This window comes from Gallaecimonas kandeliae (genome assembly GCF_030450055.1).
Classification (GTDB): Bacteria; Pseudomonadota; Gammaproteobacteria; order Enterobacterales; family Gallaecimonadaceae; genus Gallaecimonas; species Gallaecimonas kandeliae.
In genome coordinates this window covers 395,175-420,393 of sequence record NZ_CP118480.1, presented here as the reverse complement: position 1 = coordinate 420,393, position 25,219 = coordinate 395,175, and the positions used below count along the sequence as shown (strand labels likewise).

The following is a 25,219-nucleotide window of genomic DNA, read 5'->3' as shown; positions in this document are numbered from 1 at the left end:
AAAGGCCCGGCTCAGGCCGGGCTTTTTGTATGCCTCATTCGGTACCGCCGACGGTGATGCCGTCGATCTTCAGGGTCGGCTGGCCGACACCGACCGGCACCGACTGGCCGTCCTTGCCGCAGACGCCGACACCGGGATCGAGGCGGGCGTCGTTGCCGATCATGGAGATCTTCTGCATCACCTCGGGGCCCATGCCGATCAGGGTGGCGCCGCGGATGGGGCGGGTCACCTTGCCCTTCTCGATGAGGTAGGCCTCGGAGGCGGAGAACACGAACTTGCCGGAGGTGATGTCCACCTGGCCGCCGCCGAAGTTGGGGGCGTAGATCCCCTTGTCCACAGAGGCGATGATCTCGTCGGGATCAAACTGGCCGCCCAGCATGTAGGTGTTGGTCATGCGCGGCATCGGCAGGTGGGCGTAGGACTCGCGGCGGCCGTTGCCGGTGGGGCTCATGCCCATCAGCCGGGCGTTGAGCTTGTCCTGCATGTAGCCCTTGAGGATGCCGTCCTCGATGAGGATGTTCTCCTGGGTGGGGGTGCCTTCGTCGTCCACCGTCAGGGAGCCACGCCTGTCCTTGAGGGCGCCGTTGTCGACGACGGTGACGCCCTTGGCCGCCACCTGCTGGCCGATGCGGCCGCTGAAGGCGGAGCTGCCCTTGCGGTTGAAGTCCCCTTCCAGGCCGTGGCCCACCGCCTCGTGCAGCAGCACCCCCGGCCAGCCGGAGCCCAGCACCACCGTCATCTGGCCGGCCGGGGCCGGGCTGGCGTCGAGGTTGGTGAGCGCCATGCGCACCGCCTCGCGGACATAGCCAAGGGCCCGCTTCTCGCCGCCTTCGTTCTCCAGGAAGTAGTCGTAGCCGAAACGGCCGCCGCCACCGGCGCCGCCCCGCTCGCGGCGACCGTCTTTTTCCACCAGCACAGAGCAATTGAGGCGCACCAGGGGGCGGATGTCGGCGGCCAGGGTGCCGTCTGAGCCGGCCACCAATATTTCTTCGTAGACGCCGGCCATGGAGACGATCACCTGGCTGACGCGGCTGTCGAGCTTGCGGGCGAACTGGTCCAGCTCCCGCAGCAGCGCCAGCTTGTCCAGCTGGCTGAGGCTGTCCAGGGGGTTGGCGTCACCGTAGAGGGCGCTGATATGGAAGGGCGAGGCCACCTTGACCCTGCCCTCGCCGCCCAGGGCGGCGATGGAGCGGGCGGCGACGGCGGCGTCCTTGAGGGTATGGGGATTGAGATCCTCGGCATAGGCGAAGCCGGTCTTCTCGCCGCTGACGGCCCTGACCCCGACACCCCGCTCCAGGTTGAAGCTGCCGTCCTTGATGATGCCGTCTTCCAGCACCCAGGATTCGTGGGCCGAGCCCTGGAAGTAGAGGTCGGCGTAATCCAGTTGGTGCTGGTGCATCAGGCCCAGGGTGTCCTGCAGGCTACGGGCGTCCAGGCCGGCGGGGGCCAGCAGGCGCCCGGCGACGGTATCGAAAAGGCTCATCACGACTCCTTGGGCGGCACTATGGCAAAGCGGCGATGCTTGTCCATGGGCATGCGGCTGCGCACCGCCTCCGTTATTTGGTGGTCGAGGGCGGCGCTGACGCTGCCCTCCCCCAGTTCCATTTCTTCCAGCACTTCGCCCCAGGGATCGACGATCAGCGACCGGCCCCAGGTCTCGCGGCCGTTGGCGTGGGTGCCGCCCTGGTTGGCGGCCACCAGGTAACACTGGCCTTCGATGGCCCGGGCCCGGCACAGCACCTGCCAGTGGGCCTCGCCGGTGCGGGCCGTGAAGGCCGCCGGCAGCACCAGCAACTTGACGTCCTGCTGGCGGTACCAGGCGAAGAGTTCGGCGAAGCGCACATCATAGCAGACGGCCATGCCGATGCGGCCGAAGGGGCTGTCCACCACAGTCGGGCCCTTGCCAGGCACAGTCACGGCCGATTCCAGGTAGGTGCCGGTGGCGTCCGCCACCTGGACGTCGAACATGTGCATCTTGTCGAAGCGGCCCCGCACCTGGCCCTGGTCGTCGATGACCAGGGAGGCGGCGCTGAAGCGCTCCGGGTTGGCGCTGAGGATAGGGAAGGTACCGCTCACCATCCAGACCCCGTACTTGACGCAAAGGGCCTTGAGGGCGTCCTGGATGGGGCCGGCGCCGAAGGGCTCGGCCACCGTCAGCTGCTGCTTGTCCTTGCCGCCGAAGAAGGCGAAGCACTCGGGCAGCACCACCAGCCGCTGGGCCGGAGCCAGGTCCGCCAGCTGGCGTTCGACGGCGGCCAGGTTGGCCTTAAGGTCGGGCACTGACACCAGCTGCAGGGCGGTCACGATACTCATCAATGGGGCTCCTTGGTCGGGGAAACGGCGACCTTCTTCTCGACTGTAGCAGGCTTTGCCGTGACAGCAGGGCCTGGCTGGGGCGCCTGCCCCTGGGGCTGGGCTTGGCCCTGGCCTTGGGTGGCTTGGCCCTGTGGCGGCTTCTGCTGCGGGTCCTGTTGCTGCTGTGGCTGATCGGGTTCCTGGTCAGGGGGCGGCTTGGGCAAGGCCACCGAGCCCTTGGAGCGGGACACCTCGGTCAGCACGGGGTTGTCGATGGCGCCGGTGAGGTTGAAGCGGATCTCGGTGACCACGTCGATGACGGGGCCGAAGATCTTGGTCAGGGCGTAGACGGCCACCCCCGTGATGGGGGTGACGGCAAAGGCGGCCAGCACCGGCAGGTTGCCGGTGACGTTGGGCTTGAAGCTGATGTCGTAGGCCAGTTGGCGGTGCACCAGGTCGGTCCAGCCCGAGGCCTTCATGTCCCCCACCACCCCATCGAGGGCTATCTGGTTGGAGGTCAGCACCCCTTTCTTGAGCTCGCCGCCGGCGTCGATCTTGTCGAAGAAGAGGCCCTTGTCGAAGAGGTCGCGGAAATCCAGGGCCAGCTTGCGGCGCAGGGAGTCGAAGCTGAACACCGTCAGCAGCCGGGCGCCCTTGTCGGAAAGATCCGCCACATAGCCCTGGCCCAGCTTGACCTGCACCTTGCCGTCGACGTTGGCCAGCTTGAACTCCTGGGGGCCGCCGGGCCAGGTCAACTTCAGCTCCCCTTTCATGGGGGCGTCGCGCAGGCTGGTGGCCAGCCCCAGGTCGTCGAGCCAATTGCCGATGTTCTGGACGTCGGCGGCCAGGTCCAGGTCGGTGTAATCGCCCTTGGCCAGCCAGGTGCCGGAGCCCTGGATGCCGCCGTCCTTGCCCTGCTGGCGGATGATGGGCAGCAGCAGGTCCTCACCCTGGGGCCGCCCTTCCAGGGTCAGCTGGCCGAGGTTGATGCCCAGCACTTTGCAGCTGGCGCAGAAGAACTTGAAGGGGGGTATGTCGGCCGGCGCCAGGGCCTCGCCCTGGCCGCCTTGCTCCGGGGTCTCCCACTTGGGCAGCTCCAGGCGTTTGAGGCTCACCAGCAGCGGCTCGCGGCCCCAGTCCAGGGGCAGCCAGATCTGGCCGTCCAGGGCCGGGCTGCTGGCGTCCACCTGCCAGCTGTCGCTGCCGGGGTGGGCCACCATCTTGACGTCGTCGAGGCTCTGGCCGAAGGCCAGCAGCTTGCCGGCCTGGAGCCGGGCTTCGCCGAGAGGCGGCAGCAGGCCGCCCTCACCGCCCAGCTTGCCGGCCAGGGCCCTTATCCAGGCTTCCAGATCCACGGCGCTGAGCTCGGCGGCCAGCTTGCCCTGGCCCTGCTGCTGGGCCAAAGGCTTGGCGTCGCCAATCCCTAAGGACCAGGATTGGACCTTGCCGCCCTGGAAGAGGGCCTGGCCCCGGGCCCGTTTGCCGAGATCCAGGTCGATGGCCACTCCCTGGCCGTTGCCCTTGGCGCTGACCTTGAGGGGCCAGGCCTCGGCGGCGTCCTTGCGGCCCGGGAAGGGGAAACTGGCGGCCAGGCCCTTGAGGGCGCTCTGGGCCTTGAGGCTCAGGTCGAAGTCCCCTTCCTTGAGCAGCAGGTCCAGGTGGCCGTTCCAGGGGCTGGCGCCTTGGACCTGCCACCAGGGCGCCTGCACCTTGGCGGCGTCGAAGCGGCCGCTCATGTCCAGGCCCACCTGGTAGCCCTGCTCGCCCTGGCTGCTGGCGAGGGTCAGGGTCAGCGGCTGGTCATAGAGCCTGGCCCTGAGGGCCTTGGCGCTGAGCTTGTCGTTGTCGAAGCCCAGCTCCCCCGAGACCTGGGTGAGGTCGAAGGCGTCCAGCACCCTGACGCTGTTGCCCGCCAGCTTGACCAGGCCCTGGACCCTGGGCTCGCCTCCGGCCAGGGGAATGGACAGGTCCAGGTGGCCGGCGACATCCCCCTGGATCTTCAGCTCGTCCAGGGCCTTGCCCACGGAGCCCGCCAGGGGCGAGGCCTGCATCAGGGCGGCGATGTCAGGGCCCGGGGCCTGGGTGTCGGCGTGGATACCCAGGGTGGCGCCGTCGCCGAGGTTGGGGATGACGGCGCTCAAGTCATGTACCGGCAGGCCGGCCAGCTGGGCGCTGTCGCCCGCCACCACCATGGCGGCGTCTTCGAAACGGGCCGAGAGCTGGGCCTGAGTCAGGGCCGGCCAGGCCGGGTCGAACTGGAAGTCGAGATCCTTGAGGTCAGCCTGGGCCAGGAAGCTGCCGCTGTTGTCGCTGTAGGGATAGTCGGCGAAGGCGCCCTGCCAGAGGACCAGGCCCTGGCCGCTGCCGCCCTTGAGGGCCGCCGTCAGGTACTGGGCCACGGGGGCCGGCATGGCGGTCAGGGGCAGGTAGGCCCCCACCTTGCCGGCGTCCAGGTGCTGGATCTCGGCCTTGAGGCTCATGGCCGCCTTGTCGCCCAGGTCGAGCTTGCCGCGCAGGTCCAGGGCCAGGTCGGTAGTGGCCAGTGCCAGTTGGCCGGTGCGCAGCTGCCAGTGGTCACCGAGGTCCAGCAGCCAGAGATCCCCCTTGAGGGTGCTGAGCTGGAAGGGGGCCTTGAAATGGGGGCCGGGATCGATGCGCAGGTCGCCGCCGGCGAGGCGGGCAATACCCTTGTCGCCGGCCCAGGACAGGTCGAGCTTGAGGCCCTTGAGGCCAGGCAGCTGGTCCCTGGCGGTCCAGCCCAGCTCCAGCTTGGCGTCACCGGCCAGCTTCTGGCCGGCGCTCTGGGCCAGGTAGAGGTCGGAGATGGTGCCGTTGGGCCTGGCCACGGCCAGCCAGTGCTTGAGGGGCGGCGGCAGTTCCCGCCAGATGTTGAGCAACGGGCTCAGGGGCGCCAGCTTGATCTGCTTGGCGAAGAGCAGCTGGTCGCCGCCCTGCTGGCGGAATTGCATGGGCCCCAGGTGCCAGGGCTTGCCGTCTGTGCTGATCTTGGCCTTGCGGCTGTCCAGCTGCCAGCCGTCCTTGGTGGACGCGAAGGTGGCCACCCAGTCGTCCACCTTGATGTCGTGGTGGTCGAAGGCCAGGGAGCTGTCGGTCAGGTGCAGCTGGCCGCCGGTGAGGCGGCCCTGTTCGAAGTCCATCCAGACCTTGGTGTTGACCAGGCCCTTGTCGACGGTCAGGGAATCCCCCAGGAAGGTGTTGACCCAGGGGTCCAGGTGCAGGTCTTTGGCGTCGACGAAGAGGCGGGCGTCCAGCTCCGAGAGGCGGTCGGACAGGCCGTAGAGGTCGAGGATGAAGCGGGCCTGCTGCTGGCCGTATTCACGGATGCTGCCCTGGCCCACCGCCTGGTGGCGGTAGTCGCCGCCCAGCCAGGAGACCTTGCTCACCTCGACGGTCCGGGGCCCGTAGCGGGAAGGCAACACCAGCTCGGCGTTGGTGATGCCGGCCTTGCCCAGCTGCTTGAGGAAGAGCTTCTCCAGCTGGCGCCAGTCGATGCTGTCCTTGCTGCCCTGGCCGGGCTTGGGCCAGGCGGCCAGCTTAAGCTTGAGGCCGTCGCCGCTCAAGTAGGCCAGGCGTGGCTCCATGTCGTAGAGGCTGCCCCAGAAGCGCAGCCCCACGGACAGGGAGTCCAGGTGCAGGTCCAGCTGCTGGGCCGGATCCGAGAGATGGATGTCCTTGAAGCTGAAGCTGGGGCCCAGGCCCCGCCAGTCGCCTTGGGCCTGGCCTATGGAGAGGTTGAGGCCCAACTGCTTGTTGGCCTGCTGCACCAGCCAGGGGCGCACGTCGTCGAGGCGGTGGATCAGCAGGCGGCCGGCGGATACCAGCAGGGCGGCCAGCAGCAACGCCACCGCCAGCAACAGCCAGATCTTGCGGGCCAGCCAGCCCAGTGCCGCCAGCAGCCTGTCCACTACATCATCACCACGTCGAACTGGTCTTGGTTATAGAGAGGCTCGCCCTGGATCTTGACCTGCTTGCCCATGAACACCTCCAGCTCGGCCAGGGCATGGGACTCGTCGTCCGCCAGGGCCTCGGCCACCTTGGGGGAGGCGTAGACCACGAACTTGTCGGCGTCATAGGCGCGGTTGACCCTCAGGATCTCCCGCAGCACCTCGAAGCAGACGGTCTCCACTGTCTTGACCCGGCCGCGGCCCTTGCAGGCCGGGCATTCGCCGCAGAGGATGTGCTCCAGGCTCTCGCGGGTGCGCTTGCGGGTCATCTCCACCAGGCCGAGGGCCGAGAAGCCGTTGACCGAGGTCTTGGCCCTGTCCTTGACCAGCGCCTGCTCCAGGCTCTGCAGCACCCGGCGCTTGTGGTCGTCGTCCTGCATGTCGATGAAGTCGATGATGATGATGCCGCCGAGGTTGCGCAGCCGCAGCTGGCGGGCTATGGCCTGGGTGGCCTCGACGTTGGTGTTGAAGATGGTCTCTTCCAGGTTGCGCCTGCCCACGAAAGCACCGGTGTTGATGTCGATGGTGGTCATGGCTTCGGTCTGGTCGATGATCAGGTAGCCGCCGGATTTGAGCTCCACCTTGCGGTCCAGGGCCCGCTGTATCTCGTTCTCCACGTCGAAGAGGTCGAAGATGGGCCGCTCGCCGGCGTAGTACTCCAGCACCCGGCCAAGCTCGGGCACGAACTCGTCGCAGAAGGCCTTGAGGCTCTCGAAGGTGAGCTTGGAATCGACGCGGATCCTGTCCATCTCTGTGCCCACGAAGTCGCGCAGTATGCGGTGGGCCAGGCTCAGCTCCTCGTAGAGCATGGTGCGGGTGCTGCTGCGGGCGCGGCGCTCTTCGATCTTCTTCCAGAGCCGGCGCAGGAAGGCGGCGTCTTCCTTGAATTCCCGCTCCCCTACCCCTTCGGCGGCGGTGCGGACTATGAAGCCGCCGCTGCCGTCACAGAAGGGCTCCACCAGCTCCTTGAGGCGGGTGCGCTCCTCTTCGTTCTCGATGCGCTGGGACACCCCCACATGGGTAGCGCCGGGCATGAACACCAGGTAGCGGGACGGCAGCGTGATGTCGGTGGTGAGGCGGGCGCCCTTGGTGCCCAGGGGATCCTTGACCACCTGCACCACTATGTCCTGGCCCTCGTGCACCAACCGGGCTATGTCGCCGGTCTGGAAGGGGCGCAGGTCTTCTTCGTCCAGGCCGACCCCGGGGGGAATGATGTCGGAGGCGTGGAGGAAGGCGGCCTTGTCCAGGCCTATGTCGACGAAGGCGGCCTGCATGCCGGGCAGCACCCGGCTGACCCGCCCCTTATAGATGTTGCCCACCAGGCCGCGCTTGGCGGCCCGCTCTATGTGCAGCTCCTGCAGTATGCCGGTCTCCACCAGGGCGACCCGGGTCTCCGAGGGGGTGGTGTTGATCAGCAACTCGACTGTCATGGGTTCTCCTTGCCGAGGAAGGCCTGGAGCAGGCGCTCCGTTTCCATCAAGGGTAAGCCTACCACGGCGAAATAGCTGCCGGCCAAGTGGCTGACGAAGCGCCCGCCCCGGCCCTGGATGCCGTAGCCGCCGGCCTTGTCGGCGGGTTCGCCGCTGTGCCAGTAGGTGGCGATTTCGCTGTCGCTCAGTTCCCTAAAAGTCACTGTGCTGGTGACCACCTGGGACAGGGTGCGCTTGCCGTCAGAAAAGGCGATGGCGGTGTGGATCAGGTGGCTGCGCCCGGACATGGATTTCATCATGCGGGTGAAGTCGGCCTGGTCCTCGGGCTTGACCAGCAACACACCGTCCAGTTCCCCCAGGGTGTCCGAGCCCAGTACTGGCCGGGGTTCGGGGGCGACGGCGGCGCCGGCCTCGGCCTTCAAGCGGGCCAGCCGCTCCACCAGGGCCAGGGGGGCCTCGCCAGGCAACGGGCGCTCGTCCACCGCCACCGGCAACACCTCGAAGGGGTGGTCGAGCAAGGTCAGCAAGGACTGGCGCCGGGGCGAGCTGGACGCCAGGTACAGGGCTTCTTTGGTCATCAGCGGATCCGGAAACGGCGGCGCAGGCGGCGCAGCAGGGGGAAGAGCCAGAACCACATGGCGGCGCTGGTCAGCATGGGCCAGAAATACTGGCCGGTGATCACCACGCCGTTGATCAGGTGCTCTGCCCAAAACACCAGCAGCAGCTTGATGCCCGCCAGCATCGCCACTATGGCGGACTGCTGCCAGAGGGAAAAGTTGCGGATCTTCTGGAAATTGAGGGCCGCCAGGTAGATCACCAGGCTCAGGGCCATGGCGTGGATGCCCAGGGTCGAGCCCAGCAGTATGTCCATCACCAGGCCACAGAGCCAGGCGCTGCCGACGCTGACCCTGTGCGGCAGCGCCATGGTCCAGTAGAGCAGCACCAACAGCAGCCAGTCGGGCCTGAAGGGGTCCACCAGCAGGGGCATGGGCAGCATGGCCAGCACCATGGCCGCCAGCAGGGAAAGCCCTATCACCAGCAGGTTCATTGGCTGGCCTCCTTGCCGTCACCGCCCTTGGCCTGGACCTGTTGCTGGCCTGGCCAGATCAGCAGCAGGTAACGCAGCCTGTCCAGTTGGGCCAGGGGCTCGGCCAGTACCTGGGCGAAGGGCTTGCCCTCGTCGGAATAGACGGAGGTGACCTTGGCCACGGGGTAGCCCTCGGGGAAGCGGCCGCCGAGGCCTGAGGACAGCAGCAGGTCACCGGTCTTGATGTCGGAGCGGTGGGGCACATGGTTGAGGCTGAGCTCGTCCAGCTGGCCCGTGCCCGAGGCGATGGCGCGGATGCCGTTACGGGCCACCCGCACCGGTATGGCGTGGGTGGCGTCGGTGATCAACAGCACCCGGCTGGAGCTGGGGCCGACGTTGATCACCTGCCCCACCAATCCCTGGGCGTCCAGCACAGGTTGGCCTTCGAAGACGCCGTCGTTGCGGCCCTTGTTGAGCATGATCTGCTGGCTGAAGGGGTCCGAGTCCACCGTCATCACCTCGGCCACCAGCTTGCGCGCCTCGGCCCTGGCCTGGGAGCCCAGCAGGGCCCGCAGCTGGTTGTTTTCTTCCTGCAGGAAGGCCAGGTGCTGGAGCCGCTCGGATTGCAGCAACAGCTGTTCCTTAAGGCTGGCGTTCTCCTCCTGGAGGTGGCGGCGGCTGGTGAGGGCCTCTGAGCTCCAGCGCAACAGGCGGCTGGGGGCGTCGGCCAGGTACTGGATGGGGGTGACCAGGGAATTGAGGTAGAAGCGGGCCCCATCGAAGCGATGCTGCCAATGGTCGAGGAAAATGATGGCGAAGGAGGCCAGAACCAGCAGCAGCACACGCCACTGCAGGGATGGCCCCCGGGAGAATATCGGCTTCATAAGGGGCAATGGGCGCCCTGGGGCGCCCTATTCATCATTCTTCGCTGAAGATGTCGCCGCCGTGGATGTCGATCATCTCCAGGGCCTTGCCGCCGCCACGGGCCACACAGGTCAGGGGATCGTCGGCCACCACCACGGGGATGCCGGTCTCTTCCATCAGCAGGCGGTCGAGGTCCTTCAAGAGGGCACCACCGCCGGTCAGCACCATGCCGCGCTCGGAGATGTCGGAGGCCAGTTCGGGGGGGCATTGCTCCAAAGCCACCATGACGGCGCTGACGATGCCGGTCAGGGGCTCTTGCAGGGCCTCGAGGATCTCGTTGGAGTTGAGGGTGAAGCTGCGGGGCACGCCCTCGGCCAGGTTACGGCCGCGCACTTCGATCTCCACCATCTCCTCGCCGGGGTAGGCGGCGCCGATCTCATGCTTGATGCGCTCGGCGGTGGCCTCGCCGATCAGGGAGCCGTAGTTGCGGCGCACATAGTTGATGATGGCTTCGTCGAAGCGGTCACCGCCGATGCGCACCGAGGAGCTGTAGACGACGCCGTTCAGGGAGATGACGGCCACTTCTGTGGTACCACCACCGATGTCCACCACCATGGAGCCGGTGGCCTCGGATACCGGCAGGCCGGCACCTATGGCGGCGGCCATGGGTTCTTCGATGAGGAACACCTCGCGGGCACCCGCGCTCATGGCCGATTCGCGGATGGCGCGGCGCTCCACCTGGGTGGCACCGACCGGCACGCACACCAGCACACGGGGGCTGGGGCGCAGGAAGTTGTTCTCGTGCACCTGCTTGATGAAGTGCTGCAGCATCTTCTCGGTGACGTAGAAGTCGGCGATGACGCCGTCCTTCATGGGGCGGATCGCCTTGATGTTGCCGGGGGTACGGCCCAGCATCTGCTTGGCGGCATGGCCGACGGCGGCGACCGACTTGGGCCCACCGGCACGTTCCTGGCGGATGGCGACGACTGAGGGCTCGTTGAGGACTATGCCTTTTTCACGGACGTAGATAAGGGTGTTGGCGGTACCGAGATCGATGGAGAGATCGTTGGAGAAAAGACCGCGGAGTTTTTTGAACATGGAAAGGCCGATCCTGTTTTCTGCGCAAACGGACGCTTTGCTAATCGGTCAACTTTACCAACGGCCTGGGGTATCCACAAGCGTGTAACAGGTTGGCCGGCCTCCCTATTCAGCATTAATTTCGCCAAAGGCGCGGTCAGTTCCTTCAGGGCGGGCTGCCGCCCCACTTTTCCTGCCAGTAGATCTGCCTGTCGTTGCCCCGGAAGCGGCCGAAATAACCTGTGGCCGTCGGGTCCTGCTGGCCGCCGGCCGGATCCCAGGCATATTGCAGCCAGGCCGCCACCGCCGCCTTGATAGTCACCTGACCCTGGCTGCCCGGCGCCGTCAGCTTGAGGGCGCCATAGGGGCTGATGCCCGCCGCCAAGGTGCCGCCGGCCCCGCCCGGGCTGGTGGCCAGGCTATCGGGGTTGGCTGTGATGCTGATGTCGGCCGGGGCCACGGCGGTGCAGCTGTCGTCGAGGTTGGCCACGAAGTGGCCGGCGTTCCAGTACTGGGTGCCCAGTTGCAGCGGCAAGTCCTCGTCCTCAGGGCCACTGGCGTCTTCCAGCAGGGCCCTGCCATAACGCAGTGAGGCGATGGCGCCCCATGCTTGGCCGCCGGTAAGGCTCATGTCCGGGCTGGCCATGGCCGTCTTGCGGCTGATGCTGCCTTCACCGTCGTCAAACAGCACCCCCAGGGGCACATCGCTGAAGGGGCCGTCCGGGCTGTTGTCCGCCAGCCTGTCCAGTTGCTGGGGCAGGTCGTTGACCAGGGCCTGGCCCTGGCTCCAGGCCAGCACGCCTGTCGTCGGCGAAGGAATGCGGGCCGATTGGTCGGCGCCAGCGAATTCGCTGACGAAGGTCAGGCCGCCCTTGGCGAAGTCTCCTTCATAGTTATGGACCTGGCCACCGGTGGCGCTTTGGGCCGTCAGGGTGCCCCCCAGCAGCACCGGCTGGCCCATGTAGGTGAAGGTGCCGCAGCCCTCGGCCAGGGTGGCGCCGCTCAGCGCCACCGTCTTGGGCACGAAGCGGCCGACCGGCTGGCTCTGGCCAACGGGAATGGTGGTGCCGAAATAGCTGGGGGGGGTGGCGGTGAAGCGGAAGACCCCCACTTCGCTCACGCTCTGCTGCACGCTGGCCTTGGCGTCGCTGGCCATGGGGTGGTCATAGCTAGCGATGGCGACACTGCCGGCGCTGCCGCCGCTTGGGGCCAGCAGCGTCGCCCCCAAGGTGATGCCGCTCTGCCGGTAGCTCGGCGTGACGGCGCCGTTGTCGCAGTAGTCGCTATCACCGTCCTGCTGCCAGGCCATGGCGGTCACCGTCAAGGGGAAGGCCTCCCCTGCGTAACGGAACACATTACAGCTGGCGTCCCCTGCCGCACACTCCCCTGCCAGGTCCTGGGGGCGGACACAGAGTCCGGCCGGGCGGCTGACGAACTGATCTGAGCCCGTCATCACCAGGCCGGCGTCGCTGCCACTGCCGTCATAACGGGCGTTAAGCTGCATCAGGCCGGCATCGGGGTAGCGGACGCTGATGCTGGCCTGGCCCTGGCTGTCGAAACTGAGCGGCAGGGCCGTGGCGCCGGCCTGGCTGGTGCCGACGTTCGTATCGTTCACCGCCACCGGCAGGCTGGCCACCCTGTCGCTGCTGCCCGGGTCCACATAGTCGGACCAGAAGGCCAAGGTCTTGGTGGTGCTGGCGAAGGCCGCCACGCACTGCTGGCTGCTGTCGTCCTTCTTCACCGCCTTGACCAGGATGTTGCCCTGGGGCCGGCCCGCGACCAGATCCGGCACATCGAAGATGAAGCCGCTGTCGGCGAAGCTGAGGCTGCAACTGGGGTCGGGCATGCCGTCGCGCAGGCAGCTAAGAGGCGCCGAGGGGCTGGCACCGGCCAGGCCCAGCTGCACCGTGCCGGCCGTGGTCTGGGTGAGGCTGATCTGGGCCTCGCCACTGCTGCCGAGGCTCACAGGGTCGGCGCCCCATTGCCCGACCGGGGTCAGGGAGAGGCTGGCGCCGCCCTCAAAGAAGGCGCTGCAGTCCGCGTCCAGGCAGGCCTGCACCTTCACCGTGGCGGGGGAGCAGGTCAGGGCCTGGCTGCTGTAGACCAGCCGGTAATGGTCGACGCTGGCCGTGTTGTCGCAACTGGGGTAGTGGCTGCTGTCGATCACCGAGCCATAACCCAGGCTGATGTCCCTGGCACTGATGCGGCCGAACAGGTAGGAGGCAGGGCCGAAGCTGATGCTGTTCTGGTTACTGTTGGGGTTGTCCATCTGGTAGACCAGGCCGGTCAGGGTGGAGCCGTCGCCCGCGGTCAGGGAGTCGTAGACCACCATCAACAACTGGCCTGGGTTGCCGGATTGCTGGCGGCCAGGACTGTTGAGGTAGCTGGCCGAACTCAGGGTCACCTTGTTGACGAAGAGGCGCACCGGGCCTGCCAGCTCGATGCGGGTGTCGCCCTGCATCGTCAGGTTTTCAATCCAGTAGTCCCCCGAGGCCAGCTTCACCGTATAGTCGTTGCCGCCACGGCCGCTGCCGAGGTTCAGGTTCTTGATTTTCAGCCCCGATTGTTGGATGTCCAAGGTCGATTGATAGGCGGTACTGATGTTGTTGTATTGGCTGGGATCCCCCGCCTTGATGACCTTGCTCTGCTGGTAGCCAACGCTGAGATCCTGGCCGCCACTGAGGGGGAAGGGGGAATCGGGGAAGCCCAACTCGTCGGTGATGCCGGCGGCGTAGCAGGCGTCGCCGTCACAGCTCTGGCTATTGGCCTGCTTGATCTGCCCCTGTTTGTAGCCGATGGCACCGCCGTCGCTGCCGAGGATTTGGTTGCTGCTGGATGAAAAGCTGATGCTGTGGCTGTTCCTGCGGCCCTGGGCCGGGTAAGGCAAGGCTATCTGGCAGGCGTTGAGGATGCCGGTGCCGGTGTCGATGGGGCTGTAGCTGAGGACGATATCGTCCCAGCTGATGTCGTCGTAGTCGCCCTTGCTCTTATGACTAACCACGTAGAGCAGGTAGTTGCCCGCATCCAGTTTCATGCTCGCATCGAAGGTAAGGTCGCCATTGTCGTACAGATAGCCTCGAGCCAGTTCTACGCCACTATCAGCGTTCACCAATTTCACATAGTCGCCATTAGCGCTGTCCAGGTCCCGCACATTGAACAGCCGCAACTGGTCAAGTTCGACCTGCTGGCTCAGGGAAAAGTCGTTGACGCTGTAGGTACCGGACGGCGCTGATGGGAACCAGCGGCTGGCGTCTGTGCTGTCGCCGATATGGCGCCGTTCTATGAAATGGAAATTGTTGCTGCCAGCGCTTGCGGTCAGGCGCACCGAGTCGAAGCTGAAATCGTCCCAGTCATAGCAGTTACTCTTGTAACGGCTATTCACATAGCCGCTGCTGTTGAAGCACTGGCCCCAGATGGCCATCTGGTAGTCGCCGGCCGGCAGCGTCCAGCTCCCCGAGATGCTGTCGCGGCTGCCGGCACTGTCGCTGGCCAACTGGCTTATCACCAGGTTGCCGGAGGGGTCCCAGACCACGAAGCTGGCCCCCGCATCCAACCCCTGCTCCCCCACCAGGCTGATGCCGGTCACCGTCAAGGCCTGGCTGAGGGTGAAATGGATGGGGTGATTGGCGACAAAGCTGCCGCCTGAGACGCTGACCAAGGTGGTGGGCGACAAGGCATTGGTGCCATTGTCACCCACCTCCATGGGCCCTTCGAGGACCACGTCGGCCCTGGCCGCCAGGGCCAGCACCGACAACAAGGCAGCCAAGAAGCGTCTCATTCCCCCACCTCCATGACCAGGGTGCGGCTGGTGCTGACGGTGCCGGCCTGGCAGGAGCCCGTGCTGGTCAACTGGGCCACCTTGCCCGGCAGGCTGCTGTCAGAAGAACCTTGCTCCTGGCAGCTCAGAGTAAAGCTGCAACCCTCCAAGCCGCTTCCCTTCAAGGGCTGGCTGTAGTGGGCGAAGCAGGCCTGGGGAGCCTGGTCCAGGGGGAAGAGCTTGACCAGCCCCTCTTGCAGGCCCGTCTGGGCGGCCAGGAAGGCGCGGCTGCCCAGCACTTCGTAGACGACAGTGCCAGATTGGCGGCCGAGCAGGGCCGCCATGCCCGCCACCAGCAGGGACATCACCACTATGATGAAGACGGCCACCACCAGGGCGCTGCCTTGCTGTCGCTTAGGCTCAGGGCACATTGGGGAGCTGGATCTCCAGGTTGAAGAACATGTCGTCCTCGCTGATGGCGCGAAAGCGCAGCAGCACATGGACGACGGCGTTCCGCTGCAAGATGGGGGCGTCGATGCTGAAAGGCGCATTGCCGGCGCTGAGCCCCTCGGCCATCAAGACGCCGTCGCCGAGGCCGGCGCCGGGTTGGGGCTGGCTGGCCTGGAAGCCGTAGCCCTGATAACGGTATAGCGCACCGCCCTGCTGGCAGAAGCTGACAGGCTGGCCGCCGAAATAGAGGCGGCGGCTGGGGCTGTCCTTGGCGAAGCTGACGGTGTCGGCCAGGGTCAGGTTGTAGTAGCCATGGGTCTTATCATAAGCGCTGCCATTCAGGGGCACGATACGCCCTGGATCCTGGCTATAGAGTTGGCCACTTTGGGTAGGATTGACTATCACCCAAAGCTCGGAGCCAAAGAAGCCGCTGTCCCATTGGATGGGATCGCCATCTGCTGGCGTGGCCCCGCTCGGTGTTATCCAGAGGGCCTTAATGCTGTCGCCCTTGTCAGGGCTCATGGGGGCATCCAGGTAACGCATGGCGGCGGCCATGGGCACGAACTCGATGCAGCTGCCCGAGACCCGCAGGCTGTTGGGCACGGCGTTACGCAGCTCACGGCTGAGCCGCTCTACCACGAAACGGCCCTGGTTCAACGCCTGCTCCCTGGCGGCCGTATCCACGTAGAACTGGCTGCCGAAGCGCAGGTAGCCGTAGCCCCCCAGGCCCACCACCGCCAGCACCATGATCACCGCCACCAGCTCGATCAGGGTAAAGCCCTTGAATGCCCTGCTCACCAGTTCCCCCTGTAGGCAGAGAAGACGATGGCCTGGCCGCCCGGGGTGGTGACGGTAACTGTGATGCGCTTGGCCAGTCGTTCTTCGGCGCCGGCCTCGTTGAGGACGCCGTTGTGGTTGCCGTCGTAGCCCACCGCCACCTGGATGCGGTATTGGCGGTACTGGCTGAGCAGCTGCTGGTCGAGGATGTTGGTGATGGCGTCACCGGTCAGGTCCAGGCCGTTGTAGTCGTCCACGTCGTCATAATCGCTGCGGCCCTCGCCGCCGTCCGGCCCCAGGGCGGCGACGTCGGTACAGGCCGGGGCGCCGCTCTCGTCGCAGCGCTTCTGCCCGCCCAGGGGGCTGTTCTCGTCGAAACGCTTGCCGAGGATCTCGTTCATCAGGCTCTGGCCCAGTTCGGCGGCCCTGACCTGGTGCCAGGGGTCGACGCTGCGCTGGCCGAGCGGCAGCAGGCTGGAGGTGATCAGGACTATGGCTATGCCCAGCACCAGCATGCCGATCACCAGCTCGATCAGGGTGACGCCTCGCTGGAAGCCGCGCTGAAGGCAGCGCTGGCGCTGGTGCTGCCTCAACATGGGTGTATATAGCCCTGGGCTTCGATGCAGAGGGCGGCCTTGCCCTGCCCCGCTATCTGGAGGCTGCAACCCTGGGCGCAGAGAGGGACGTTGCCGAGGCCATCGAAGGCCAGGGTCTGGGGCAGGCTTAAAACGGTGCCGCCGGCGGACAGCTGGAACTGGCCGCTCGCCAGCGACAGGGAAAGATCGGTGACCTGGTTGACGCCGCCCTTTGTGCAGGCGGCCAGGTCTGAAAGGGCCAGGCTCTTGGCCGAGACCAGCAGCTGGTGACAGGCGCTGTCGTCCGCCTGCTGCATGGCCTGGGTCTGGACCCGGCGCAGCAGGGACAGGGCATTGTCCCTGTCCACCACTTCCGTCACCCCGGCGTTGCCCATAAAGCGGCTGCCAAAGGCGACGGCCAGGATCCCCAGGATAACGATGACGGCCACCAGCTCCACCAGGGTGAAGCCGGATGGCCGTTTATTTCCAGATCCTGCACTCAAAGCGAGTTAGGTATTAGCAGCTGGAAGAAGCTGTAGCAGCAGCAGCTGAAGTCGCCTCGGAATAGGTCACGCTACAAGAGGAATCGCCGTTGTATTGGACAACATAGGTACCAGAAGCGGCACTTGCATTGCTTTTCCAGATGCTGGTATCGATGTCGATGACCTTGGCAATGCCGTCGGCACTGGCTTCAGGATAACCATAAACGGTATTGACGCTGCCAATAGTAGAGACAGCAACGGATGCAGTCGCATCTTTGTCCACGCCACCGATCAGTGCCTTGGCGTAGACCATCTGCAAGGCACCTTTCATGGAAGCCGCTACGCCCTTGGCGGTAGCGGCCTTGGCATCGTCCTGCAGGTTGATGAACTTGGGTACTGCGGTCACCGCCAGTATGCCGAGGATGATGATCACCACCACCAGCTCGATCAGGGTAAAGCCTTGTTGTTGTTTCATGTTTCGTACTCCCATCAAAATAAAGCCATTAGCGCTTAGTTGTTATTGAATACCATCACCTTACCCGTGCTGGGCTGGTAGGTGAAGCTGTTGCCCACACCGGCATTGGCGTAATCCCCTGCCGCTGGAAGCGAACTCTTGTTGAGGGTGGCGATGAGGTAGTAGACGCAGCGGTCGCCGCTGCCGTCGCTCTGCATCCGCACCAGGTATTTGTTGCTGCCGATGTCGGCGTCGCTGGTGGTGGACCTGGGGGAGCTCTGCATGATGGCGTCCATCACCGCCAGGCAGGCATCGCTGCTCATGCCTGTGTCATGGGCGCCGGCTATCCCCACAGGGTAACCATTGTCGCCGTCCACGTAGACTGTCTCGTTGTCGAAGGTGATGGCGGCATTGGCGCCGTTGAGGCCGCCCTTGGGCCGGCCCTCCACTTCCCATTCGGCCCGCACCATGCCCACGGCGCTGGCAAAGCCGCCGGCCACCCCTTCGACACTGGCGTCCTGGGCGTCGTTGGTGACATCCAGGAAACGGGGCAGCGCCACCGCGGCCAAGAGGCCGAGGATGACGATGACGATCACCAACTCGATAAATGAAAAGCCCTTCTGCGCTTTCATTTCTGTTCTCCTTGTCGAAAATCTTTCACCTGGCCCGTCTGCGGCCAGTAATCAAAACCGGCGCCCTGCCAGCTGAACCGGCAGTGGCCCTGGTGCCAGCTGGCGTCCACCTGGCTCCCTTCCACCTCCAGGGGCAACCCCATCGCCTGCCACAGGGCATAGCAGGGAGGTTGGGCCCAGCCTCTGGCGTTTACCGCCAGCCAGCGGCCCTGCCATTGGACGCTGGTGCCGCCGTCCCGCTGCCAGAGCACCTGCACCTGGGCCAGCTCCAGCGCAAAGCGCTGCCTGGCCTCGGCCATGTAGGTGCCGCCCAGCTCCGCAGGGCTTGGGCTCCTGGCCAGCAACAGGCCCCAGAACAGCGCCGTCAGGAACAGCGTCGCCAGCAGGATGAAAAGCCGCCTGCTCATGGTGCCTTAGGGCACCTTAAAGGACCCATCACGATTGCCCCTTGTAAGCACGCATCAGGTCCCGCAACTTGGGCCAGGACGATGCCCACGGCTTGGCGTTGATGGCTCATCCCTGCCCCTTGTAAGCACGCATCAGGTCCCGCCACTTGGGCCAGGATGATGCCCACGGCTTGGCATTGATGGCTCATCCCTGCCCCTTGTACGCGCGCATCAGATCCCACCACTTGGGCCAGGACGATGCCCACGGTTTGGCATTGATGGCTCATCCCTGCCCCTTGTAAGCACGCAATCAGATCCCGCCACTTGGGCCAGGACGATGCCCACGGCTCGGCATTGATGGCTCATCCCTGCCCCTTGTAAGCACGCATCAGGTCCCGCCACTTGGGCCAGGACGATGCCCACGGTTTGGCATTGATGGCTCATCCCTGCCCCTTGTAAGCACGCATCAGGTCCCGCCACTTGGGCCAGGATGATGCCCACGGCTTGGCATTGATGGTTCATCCCTGCCCCTTGTACGCGCGCATCAGATCCCACATCGGCAGGAAGATGCCCAGGGCCAGCAGCAGCACCATGGCCCCCACTATGACGATCAGGATAGGCTCGATGCGTGCCGTGAGGCTGGCCAGATCGTAGTCCACTTCCCGCTCGTAAAAGCCTGCCGCTTCCACCAGCATCTCGTCGATATTGCCCGTCTCCTCCCCCACCGCGAACATCTGCAGGATCAGCGGCGAGAAAAGCCCGGACTGGTGGCCTGTGCGCAGCAGGGTGTCGCCCCCTTCGATGCCTTGGCGCATAGCCAGGATCTTCAGCTTCATTAGGGCATTGCCCACGGCGTCCGCCACCAGGTTCAGGGCCTGGGGCAGCGGCACCCCGGCCTGGAGCATCATCCCCAGGCTGCGGGCAAAGCGGGCCAGCAAGGTCCTGTTGATGATGGAGCCCATGATCGGCAGCCGCAGCTTACGGTCGTCCCAGAACAGCCGGCCTCGCTCAGTGGCCAGCCAGCGCCACCAACCTATCGCCAGGGCCAGCAGCACCGCCAGCATCCAGGGCCAGTAATGGACGAAGAAATCCGAGGTGCCGATGAGGATGCGGGTCGGCAGGGGCAGTTCGGCCTTGAAGCGGGCGAAGACCTTGGCGAACTGGGGTATCACCTTGAGGTTGACGATGACCATTGCCACGACGATGGCCGCCACCACGAACAGGGGGTAGCGCACTGCCGCCTTGAGCCGGCGCTTGGTCTCCTGTTCCTGGGTCAGGTATTCGGTGAGCTGCAAGAAGGCCTGGTCGAGCCGGCCCGTGTTTTCGCCGACATGGATGACGCTGACGTAGAGGCTGGAAAAGATCCTGGGGTGGCGGCTCATGGCGGTGGACAGGGTCCGCCCCCCTTCCAGCTGCTGGGTGAGATCGGCCAAGGCGGCGCGCAGCACCTTGGAGGGGCTGGTCTCGGCCAGGCCGGCGATGGCCCTCAATATGGGGATGCCGGCCTTGGTCAGGGAATACATCTGGCGGCTGAACATCAGCATCTCGTCCAGGGTCACCCTTTTTTGCAGCCAGTCGAGCTGGATGGCCTGGCGGGCCGGGCGCAAGGACTCGGCACGGATGCGCCGGCCCAGCAGCAGGTCGAAGGCGGCGTCCTGGCTGGCCGCCTCGATAAAGCCCTTCACCGCCCTGCCGCCGCTGTCGCGGCCCCTGTAGTAGAACTGGCTCAAGACAGGGTCTCCTCAGGCAGGTCCCAGAGCTTGAGCACTTCGTCCACTGAGGTGACCCCCTGGCGGGCATAGTCCAGGGCCATCATCACCAGGGGCCGGTAATGGGGGTGGCTCTCGGCGGCGGCGGTGAAGCCCTGGGGGTCCTGGTTGCGCATGGCCTCCGTCATGGCGCTGTCCAGCTCCAGCAGTTCGAAGACGCCGATCCGGCCCCGGTAGCCACTGTGGTTGCAGGACTGGCAACCGTGGGGCGCCCTGAAGGGCACCCCAGCCAAGTCATGGCCGGCCAGCCGCTCCAACAGCAGCAGATCCTGGGGCTCGGGTACCTGGGGCCTGGCGCACTTGGGGCAGAGCCGGCGCACCAGGCGCTGGGCCAGGACAGCCCTCAGGGCGCTGGCCACCAGATAGCCCTGGGCGCCCATGTCCAAGAGGCGCAGGGCGCAGGTGACGGCGTCGTTGGTGTGCAAGGTGGACAGCACCAGGTGGCCGGTGATGGCGCCCCTCAGCCCTATCTCCACCGTTTCCTCGTCCCGCATCTCGCCGACCATCAGGATATCGGGGTCATGGCGCAAGGTGGAACGCAGCACCTGGGAGAAATCCAGGCCTATCTTGTGGTTGATCTGCACCTGATTGATGCGGGGCAGCCGGTATTCCACCGGATCTTCGACTGTGATGATCTTCTTGGCCGCCTCGTTCAGTTCCGACAGGGCGCCGTAGAGGGTGGTGGTCTTGCCCGAACCGGTAGGCCCCGTCACCAGCACCATGCCATGGGGGCGCTTGAGGGTGCGGCGGAAATGGCCCAGCAGCTCGGCGGGCATGCCGGTGTCTTCCAGGCGCAGCAGGCCGGCGGACTGGTCGAGGAGACGCATGACAACGGCTTCGCCGTACTGCACCGGCATGGTGGACAGGCGCACGTCTATGCCGTGGCCCCGCACCTGCACGTGGAAACGGCCGTCCTGGGGCAGGCGTTTCTCTGAGATGTCCAACCCCGCCATCAATTTCAGGCGCAGCACCAGGGCCGCTGCCACCCGCGCTTCCTTGAGCACGTTCTCGTGCAACACCCCGTCTATGCGCTGGCGGATACGCAGCAGCTGCTGCTCCGGCTCGATGTGGATATCCGAGGCCCGCATCTGTACGGCGTCCTCGAACAGGGACTGCAGCAGCCGCGCCACGGTAGCGCCACCTTCGCTGTCGTCCTGGGCCAGGGCGCCGAAGTCGAAATCGGCCGTCTCCTGGTGTTCCTCCTCCAACTGGGAGGCGTAGGAGGCGATCTCCTGGGTCCGGCGGTAGAGGCTGTCGAAGGCGTTGAGGAGCTGGGCCTCTTCCACCACCGCCAGGCGGATCTCCCTAGGCGCCAGGCGCTCTTCGAGGGCGTCCAGGGCCTGGAGATCGGCCGGATCCGACATGCCGATAAAGACGCTTTCGGCGTCGGCCTCCAACACCAGGGCCCGGTAACGGCGGGCCAGCACTTCCGGCAGCAGCGTCACCAGCTGCGGGTCCAGGCGCCGCTCGTTGATGTCCAGGTAGGGGATCTTCAGCTGCTGGGACAGAAAGCCCAGCAGCTGCTGCTCCGAGAGGTAGCCCAGTTCCACCAGGGTCCGGCCCAGCTTGCGGCCGATGCGCTTCTGGCTGGCCAGGGCCTGGTGCAGTTGTTCCTCGGAGATGATCTTCTCGGTGACCAGCAGGTCACCGAGGCGCATCTTCAGTCTGGGTTGGCTCATCGTGCACCTCCGAGGGCCTGCTGGCGGGCCAGGGCATAACGGCGCGCCTCCTGTGACAACTGGGCAGAGGCCGCCGCCTTGCCAAACGCCTGGGCGGCCCCGGATTTGTCCCCCTGCCCTTCCAGGCTCAGGCCCAGGGCCAGCCAGAGCCGGCCGTCTGCCGGGTAATGCTCCACCAGGGCCCGGTAGAGCTGGACGGCCGCCTGGCCGTGGCCGGTGAGGCGGGCCAGCTCGGCGCGCAGCTGCTGGCCTTCACGGCTGGTGGGGGGCAGCAGGTTCAACTGCCGGTAGGCCGCCGCCAGGTCGCGCTTTTGCACCAGTACCCTGGCCAGGGCCAGGTTGACGGCGGGGGAGCTGGCGCTCATCGGCAGCAGCACGGCGGCTGCCTCGTCCAAACGGCCTTGCTGTTGGTAGAGGCCGGCCAGGGCCAGGGTGGCCTCCTGGTGGCTGGCCTCGGCGGCCAGGGCCTGCCGCCAGCGATGTTCGGCCTCGGCCCAGTCGCCGTCCTGCCAGGCCAAGAGGCCGGCCTGGTAAGACTGCTCCGCCTGCTGGGCCGGGGTCAGCAGCTCGCGCTGCACCTTGGGCTCGCCCTTGGTTTCACCCTGGGAATGGGTCTTGGTTACGGGGATCTTGGCCGGCTTTTTTTCGGCCAGCGGCTTGAGTTCCTGAGCCTTGATGGGTGGTGGCAGTGCCGCCTCAGTCCGGACCTTGACCGGCATGAGTTCCGCCGGTTTATTGGCCTTAGCGGCTGGCAGGGTGCCGGGCTTATCGGCCGAGATCATGGGAGTCAGGCGCCGCTCCTGCACCTTGGGCAGGGCCGGGGGCGGCGGCGGGATCGCCTTGGCCGGTGTGCTTTGGGTAGCGGCCCCTTGAGCCTGGGCCAGCCGGCCGGCTGCAGTGGGCACCTTGGCGGCTGGCCTGGCTTCTGCCTGCTGGCGGCCCAGCCACCAGGCCAGGGCCAGCAGCAGGCACAGGAGCAGCGCCAGCAGCAGTATCCGCTGCCAGCCCCAGTTGCGGCCTTGAGGCAAGGCCAGGGGCGCTTCCCCGGCCTCCAGGGGCACGGCGCCGCGTTTGTCGAGATCCTTGAGCATCTGGTTGAGCACGCTCACAGCGCCACCCCCAGGGTCCGCCTGCTGGACTCTGTGTCCTTGATGGCGGCGCGCATCTGCCACCAGTTGGCCTTCTTGCGGCCCCGGCCGTAGGCCAGCAGCAGCGCCTTGTGGCAGAGGATGTTGACCAGGCGGGGAATGCCGCCGCTGGCCCGGTAGAGGGCGCCGAGGGCCGGGCCGCTGAAGAGGGCGCCCTGGCCGCCGGCACAGTCCAGGCGGTGGCGGACATAGCGTTCCAGTTCGGCGCGGTTCATGGGCCGAAGCCGGTAGTGGAAGCTGATGCGCTGGGCCAGCTGGCGGAACTGGTGGCGGCGCAGCCGCTGGTCCAGCTCGGGCTGGCCCAGCAGCACCACCTGCAACAGCTTGCGGGATTCGGTTTCCAGGTTGGTGAGCAGGCGCAGCGCCTCCAACGTCTCGTCCGGCAGTGCCTGGGCCTCGTCGATGATCACCACCGGCAACCGGCCGTTGGCGGCCAGGCCGATGAGCTGGCGCTGCAACAGGTGGCCCAGCTGCTGCTGGTCGATGTTGCCGGCCTGCTTGAGCCCCAGCTCCATGGCCAGGGCCCAGCGCAGCTCGCCTGGGCTGAGATCAGGGTTGGGCAGGTAGGCCAGGGCGAAATGCTCTGGCAGGGAGGAGAGCAGTTGGCGGCACAGCAGCGTCTTGCCGGTGCCCACCTCGCCGGTGATCTTGATGAAACCTTCGCCTTCGGCCAACGCCAGGGACAGCACCGCCAGCGCCTCGCTGTGCATGGGCAGGGCACAGTAGAAGGCGGTGCTGGGGGTCAGCCCGAAGGGCTTGTCGCGCAAACCGAAGTGCTGCAGGTACATCATCTGGCCTTGGGGTACCACTGGTCGAGGACGGCCTTGGAGCGGTCAAGCTCCGGCTGCCAGCCCTGGCCGCCCACTATGGTGGGCTTGATCAGTATCACCAGCTCGGTCTTCTGCTTGACGTTGCGGCGGCTGGTGAAGAGCTGGCCGATGCCGGGGATGTCACCCAGCCAGGGGGTCTTGGAGACCTGCTGCTTGGTGTTGGTGCGCATCAGGCCGCCGATCACCACCACATCGCCGTTGTGGGCCCGCACCACTGTGTCGGACTCGCGGATGTCGCTGTGGGCCAGCGGCAAGGTGGTGGGCTCGCTGGAGCCGGACAGGCTCAGAGTCTTGGTCTGTTCTTCCACGTCGGTCACCGAAGGGTGCACGTGCAGCAGCACCTGGCCGTCCTTGCCGATCTGCGGCGTCACGTCCAGGGCTATGCCGGAGAAGAAGGGGGTCAGCTCGACGTTGGAGCTGGTGACGGCGCTGCTGCCGGTGTTGTTGAGCTGGGAGCTGACATCGGTGACGAAATACTCGTCGCTGCCCACCTTGATCACCGCCTTCTGGTTGTTGGTGGCGGTGATGCGGGGGCTGGACAGCACCTGGGTGTCACCCTGGGTATCGAGCAGGTTGATGACGGCCTTGAAGTCGGCGCTGTTGAAGGTCAGGGAGCTGACGCCGCCCAGGGCAGCGGTCAGGCTGTTGGCCGGGATCACGGCGCTGGTGGCCAGCTTCAACGTAGTATTGCCAGGGGCGGCCAGCAACGCCTGGGTCCAGTTGATGCCTTGCTGGTAGTCCTTGTTGAGGGTGACCTCCACTATCTTGGCCTCCAGTATCACCTGGCGCTGCAGGTGGTCCTGGGTCTGCTGCAGGAAGTCCTTGACGCTGCGCAGCTCGTCCGGGAAGGCCCGCACCGTCACCAGGCCGGCCATGGGGTCCACCGCCACCATGCGGCCCTCCCCCTTGCCCACCAGGGAGCCCAGCACCTTCTCGAGGCCTTTCCAGAAGTCGGTCTCGGAACGGGACTCGACCTTGGTCCCCGAGGTCATCTGGTTGTTGTTATTGAGGTCGTTCTGGCCGTTCTGGCCGTTGTTGTTGAGGTTGTTCTGGTTGTTGTAATAGCCGTTGTTATTGCCGTTGTTGTTGCTGAGGCGCCCCGAGGTGATGGTGGTCAGCGACAGGCCCTTGCGGGTCATCAGCAGGTAATCGACGGGAAGAGTCTCGGTGCGCAGCCCTGCCGGGTAGACCTGCACCAGGTTGCCCTGGCGGCGGATGTCGTAACCGTAGAGGTCTTCCAGCACCGTAAACACCTGGTCCAGGGTGACGTTGTGCAGGTCCAGGCTGACCTGGCCCTTGACGTCGGGGTGCAGGGCCAGGGAATAAGGGGTGCCCTTGACCAGGCCGGCCAGCAGGTCCCGCACTTCGGTGTCCTTGGCCGAGACGTTGATGCGCTGCTCCGGCAAGGGCGGCGGCGCCACCAGGCCGGCCAGCAGCTCCTGCTCGACGGCGGCGGGCGGGGTCTGGGCCTGCTGGGCCTGGGCCGAGGCCTCGGCCAACTGCTTCTTGAGCGCCTTCACTTCGCGGTTGGCATGGTGCTGGGACGGCGTCTGGCAGGCCGCCAACAGTACCGTCAGCGCCAAGAGGCCGTATTTGATGGTGCTTCCCTTGGACATGATTCC

The 25,219-nt window shown here is 66.0% G+C and carries 21 protein-coding genes; all 21 read right to left on the bottom strand.

Features of this window, described 5'->3' with window-relative positions:
* Positions 1-34: 34 nt before the first annotated feature.
* The 21 genes from tldD to mshL all read right to left on the bottom strand — a co-directional run bounded on the left by tldD (position 35) and on the right by mshL (position 25,213).
* Entirely contained in the window at positions 35-1,483 is a 1,449-nt protein-coding gene (gene tldD, locus PVT67_RS01945; protein ID WP_301497259.1) for a metalloprotease TldD, read from the bottom strand.
* A complete protein-coding gene (locus tag PVT67_RS01940) occupies positions 1,483-2,313 on the bottom strand; it encodes a carbon-nitrogen hydrolase family protein (protein ID WP_301497257.1) in 831 nt (276 codons plus the stop codon). Before PVT67_RS01940 ends, tldD begins: the two co-directional genes overlap by 1 nt.
* Positions 2,313-6,221: a YhdP family protein gene (locus tag PVT67_RS01935; protein ID WP_301497255.1), complete on the bottom strand. Its 3,909-nt coding sequence runs from the start codon at positions 6,219-6,221 to the stop codon at positions 2,313-2,315. The genes PVT67_RS01940 and PVT67_RS01935 overlap by 1 nt, the downstream gene beginning before the upstream one ends.
* On the bottom strand, positions 6,221-7,690 hold the full coding sequence (gene rng, locus PVT67_RS01930) for a ribonuclease G (RefSeq protein WP_301497253.1): 1,470 nt from the start codon (positions 7,688-7,690) through the stop codon (positions 6,221-6,223). Before rng ends, PVT67_RS01935 begins: the two co-directional genes overlap by 1 nt.
* Entirely contained in the window at positions 7,687-8,268 is a 582-nt protein-coding gene (locus PVT67_RS01925; protein ID WP_301497251.1) for a Maf family protein, read from the bottom strand. The genes rng and PVT67_RS01925 overlap by 4 nt, the downstream gene beginning before the upstream one ends.
* A complete protein-coding gene (gene mreD / locus PVT67_RS01920) occupies positions 8,268-8,738 on the bottom strand; it encodes a rod shape-determining protein MreD (RefSeq protein ID WP_301497249.1) in 471 nt (156 codons plus the stop codon). The genes PVT67_RS01925 and mreD overlap by 1 nt, the downstream gene beginning before the upstream one ends.
* Positions 8,735-9,601, bottom strand: coding sequence for a rod shape-determining protein MreC (mreC, locus tag PVT67_RS01915; protein WP_301497247.1), 867 nt, complete (start codon positions 9,599-9,601; stop codon positions 8,735-8,737). Before mreC ends, mreD begins: the two co-directional genes overlap by 4 nt.
* Positions 9,602-9,635: 34 nt before the next feature.
* Positions 9,636-10,679, bottom strand: coding sequence for a rod shape-determining protein (locus PVT67_RS01910; protein ID WP_301497245.1), 1,044 nt, complete (start codon positions 10,677-10,679; stop codon positions 9,636-9,638).
* Positions 10,680-10,824: 145 nt separating this feature from the next.
* Positions 10,825-14,436 (bottom strand): DUF6701 domain-containing protein, encoded by a 3,612-nt coding sequence (locus PVT67_RS01905; protein ID WP_301497243.1) that lies wholly within the window; start codon positions 14,434-14,436, stop codon positions 10,825-10,827.
* Positions 14,433-14,846: a type II secretory pathway component gene (locus PVT67_RS01900; protein WP_301497240.1), complete on the bottom strand. Its 414-nt coding sequence runs from the start codon at positions 14,844-14,846 to the stop codon at positions 14,433-14,435. Before PVT67_RS01900 ends, PVT67_RS01905 begins: the two co-directional genes overlap by 4 nt.
* Positions 14,836-15,663 (bottom strand): type II secretion system protein, encoded by an 828-nt coding sequence (locus PVT67_RS01895; RefSeq protein WP_301497238.1) that lies wholly within the window; start codon positions 15,661-15,663, stop codon positions 14,836-14,838. Before PVT67_RS01895 ends, PVT67_RS01900 begins: the two co-directional genes overlap by 11 nt.
* Positions 15,660-16,238: a type IV pilus modification PilV family protein gene (locus PVT67_RS01890; RefSeq protein WP_301497236.1), complete on the bottom strand. Its 579-nt coding sequence runs from the start codon at positions 16,236-16,238 to the stop codon at positions 15,660-15,662. The genes PVT67_RS01895 and PVT67_RS01890 overlap by 4 nt, the downstream gene beginning before the upstream one ends.
* A complete protein-coding gene (locus tag PVT67_RS01885; protein ID WP_301497233.1) occupies positions 16,232-16,666 on the bottom strand; it encodes a hypothetical protein in 435 nt (144 codons plus the stop codon). The genes PVT67_RS01890 and PVT67_RS01885 overlap by 7 nt, the downstream gene beginning before the upstream one ends.
* A gap of 67 nt (positions 16,667-16,733) precedes the next feature.
* The gene (locus tag PVT67_RS01880) at positions 16,734-17,174 is read right to left on the bottom strand and encodes a type II secretion system protein (RefSeq protein WP_301497231.1); all 441 of its coding nucleotides are present in this window, start codon (positions 17,172-17,174) and stop codon (positions 16,734-16,736) included.
* A 35-nt stretch (positions 17,175-17,209) separates the two neighbouring features.
* Positions 17,210-17,785, bottom strand: coding sequence for a type II secretion system protein (locus tag PVT67_RS01875; protein ID WP_301497229.1), 576 nt, complete (start codon positions 17,783-17,785; stop codon positions 17,210-17,212).
* The gene (locus PVT67_RS01870; RefSeq protein WP_301497227.1) at positions 17,782-18,192 is read right to left on the bottom strand and encodes a hypothetical protein; all 411 of its coding nucleotides are present in this window, start codon (positions 18,190-18,192) and stop codon (positions 17,782-17,784) included. Before PVT67_RS01870 ends, PVT67_RS01875 begins: the two co-directional genes overlap by 4 nt.
* 497 nt (positions 18,193-18,689) lie before the next feature.
* Positions 18,690-19,901: a type II secretion system F family protein gene (locus PVT67_RS01865; protein ID WP_301497225.1), complete on the bottom strand. Its 1,212-nt coding sequence runs from the start codon at positions 19,899-19,901 to the stop codon at positions 18,690-18,692.
* Complete coding sequence (locus PVT67_RS01860) at positions 19,898-21,619, bottom strand: GspE/PulE family protein (RefSeq protein ID WP_301497223.1); 1,722 nt, start codon at positions 21,617-21,619, stop codon at positions 19,898-19,900. The genes PVT67_RS01865 and PVT67_RS01860 overlap by 4 nt, the downstream gene beginning before the upstream one ends.
* Positions 21,616-22,728 (bottom strand): tetratricopeptide repeat protein, encoded by a 1,113-nt coding sequence (locus PVT67_RS01855; RefSeq protein WP_301497221.1) that lies wholly within the window; start codon positions 22,726-22,728, stop codon positions 21,616-21,618. Before PVT67_RS01855 ends, PVT67_RS01860 begins: the two co-directional genes overlap by 4 nt.
* On the bottom strand, positions 22,725-23,558 hold the full coding sequence (locus PVT67_RS01850; RefSeq protein WP_336407792.1) for an ExeA family protein: 834 nt from the start codon (positions 23,556-23,558) through the stop codon (positions 22,725-22,727). Before PVT67_RS01850 ends, PVT67_RS01855 begins: the two co-directional genes overlap by 4 nt.
* On the bottom strand, positions 23,555-25,213 hold the full coding sequence (gene mshL, locus PVT67_RS01845; RefSeq protein ID WP_301497219.1) for a pilus (MSHA type) biogenesis protein MshL: 1,659 nt from the start codon (positions 25,211-25,213) through the stop codon (positions 23,555-23,557). Before mshL ends, PVT67_RS01850 begins: the two co-directional genes overlap by 4 nt.
* Positions 25,214-25,219: the final 6 nt, after the last annotated feature.